This is a genomic window from [Flexibacter] sp. ATCC 35208, assembly GCF_001975825.1.
Classification (GTDB): domain Bacteria; phylum Bacteroidota; class Bacteroidia; order Chitinophagales; family Chitinophagaceae; genus Chitinophaga.
Window position 1 is genome coordinate 1 of the sequence record NZ_MTKN01000162.1, and the last position, 2,418, is coordinate 2,418.

2 protein-coding genes are annotated in these 2,418 nt (G+C 36.9%); one reads left to right on the forward strand and one right to left on the reverse strand.

All coding sequences use genetic code 11. The features are described from left to right. The first annotated feature begins 88 nt into the window (after positions 1-88). A complete protein-coding gene (locus tag BW716_RS34800; RefSeq protein WP_083730641.1) occupies positions 89-1,048 on the forward strand; it encodes a hypothetical protein in 960 nt (319 codons plus the stop codon). Between the two features lie 377 nt (positions 1,049-1,425). Here BW716_RS34800 and BW716_RS34805 read toward each other — a convergent pair. Further along, positions 1,426-2,418 (reverse strand): DUF6544 family protein (locus BW716_RS34805; RefSeq protein WP_220388910.1); only part of this gene is annotated, 993 nt, incomplete at its 5' end.

The window sequence follows — 2,418 nt, forward strand, 5'->3', positions numbered from 1 at the left end:
TAAATGGGTAATTCTATTATTTTATTCAATAAATATTGATATTTTTATTCTGACATGCCGTTTAATCATTTTTAACTCACATTAACCAATGAAGTTAACCAATTTAGTAGCATCTATTCTCTTAGTACTATTAGCATCCTGCTCAAAGCAAGAAACTACACTTTTAAAATTTGACAGATCATTAGCCATTGTAGTAAACCCTGCAGAAGGAGATGGTGTACCCGTAAGCGGTGCAACTGCCGCTACTTTCTTAGCCGCCAAGACCTGGGTGTTATTTGAGCAGTTTAACAATTACAGTAGCGGAACACCATCTGTCGTATTTAAGTATAACCGTTCCAGTAATAGTACGGTTGCAAATTTACAATCCCGGCTCAACTTCACACAGTCGGGTACTTCAAGCCAGACAGGCACCTATACTGTAAAAAATGCTGCCGGCACAACGGTGGTAGATCAGGGCACATGGAGTTTGACAACAACCAGCGGACTTCATGTGGTAAGCATGATCTCTACTTCCATTGCTAATCTTAAGCATACTTTTGATCTGCAGGTTGTAGATTCTTATAATCTGACGGTGTACGACGAAGTCTCCAACAGCTATTCTGTTTTTTATTCTTCTACTAATGTGCCCGGCAATAATAGTACCAGCACAACAGCAGCTATGTTAACTGCCGGAGGCTGGAAGTATAAAAACTATTACGAGAATTATCTTACTGTTCCATGCACGCTGGCTTACAGAGAGAACAGAATTTCTCCGGTGACTGCATTACCCGCCAGTTCCAGCAAATTCGGCTTTTACTATAGATTTGCAGCGGATGGTACTTATACGCAGATAACCTACACTACCACCTCGGTGTATACATATGGCGTATGGACGTTAACAGATAATAACACCAAATTGCATCTGCAAAACACAACCGTTCCTTCCACGCCGGAAGTGATATATAACATCGCACTGCTGACCGATCAAACTCCAAGACGATTTGAATTCAGCGATGCATCGAATGGTAATCTTTATTCAGAGATGATAAATAATTCAGGTATATACTAATAGATATACTAAGACGTTTTTGATTTATTAAGCGGCTTGATTCCGGTACAATCCGAAATCAAGCCGCTTATTTTTGTTTTATTACTTACTATCGTCTGATACAATAATAATTTTGAGCACACTCTTTTAATAGTTCCACCACTTTCTCTACATAGTTCTGTTCCTCCAACTGATTTTTCTCAGGGAATTATAATAAGTTCGTTTAAATCACACGTTTAATCGTGTGAAACAGTTGCATGTCCCTTAACTGGTTTGGAAACTCTCCAATCCGGTTCACGAAAGGTGCGATTAATCGCACCTTTTTCTGTTTATTGCGCTTTCCCGGCAACTTTTTCTGAAATCCAGATGCATTTCATAGAAATCTATCACAGAGAATATCAGAATTTTTCCGGTTTGTTATACTCTATCATTTTCAGATTAAACCTGGCATAACTGAAGTCGCCTTCTTCTAATTTCCATAGAGCCTCAATAATAGTTGGCACTTTTATTCCGTTCAAATCCTTGTAATTAGTTAATTTACCAATCCAGGTTTCCATATTTCCATTTCCCATAAATCGTTTTGTTTCGATCTGTATTATTTCTCCTGTATCATTAAAAGTAGTTATGTAAAATATTGATAGCTCATTGTATTTGAAAGTTAATTTTGCAGTATGACTGTCAATTGTTGTCCATTGTAATTTTTGACTGGGTAATAAGTTGGTTGGAAACCAAACACTTTCGGCAAGCCACCGAAGCAACTCTCCCTGATTAAATTTCTCTCCTTGTCCATTTACAATATTAAATAGGGAAAAAAGTGAAACAACAAGTCTGCCTTTGCCTGCAATATACATGTCACGGGCAGTAAACATAGTAGTTTTACCCTTCCATATAAAGCCGGGATTTTCGGTAGTGAAATATTGTTCTCCTTTTATGCTCTGCCATTTTTTATCCAGGCCGGTTTTAAATAGTCCATCATGTGTAAGCCTCGCATAATTTATATAAGGTTGTCCCTCTTTTAATACATGCCTGAAATAGCGTTGTACCGGTTCTGGCAAATTAGATAATTGTTTATAACTGAATGTTTCGTTGGAAATACTCTTCGATTGAGAAAAAAGTTCCTTTACCTCTTTGTCAAACCGGTGAGACAAATTTATTTTCCCTATAATGAGCACCATTATGAAAATAATAAGTATTGAAAGAGTAATTAACATGAAGGGAGATTTTTCTATCATCGACAAAGGTATTCGCAAAAATTTTCCGGAGGGTGAAATAATCAAAGATCCACCGCCTGTGATCGCTCCTATTTCAAGAAATAATAAAAAAAAGAGACGAATATTTCGTGGTGTTTCTATTTTCATAATTATCGGTTTGTTATTGAAGTTGTTTATACT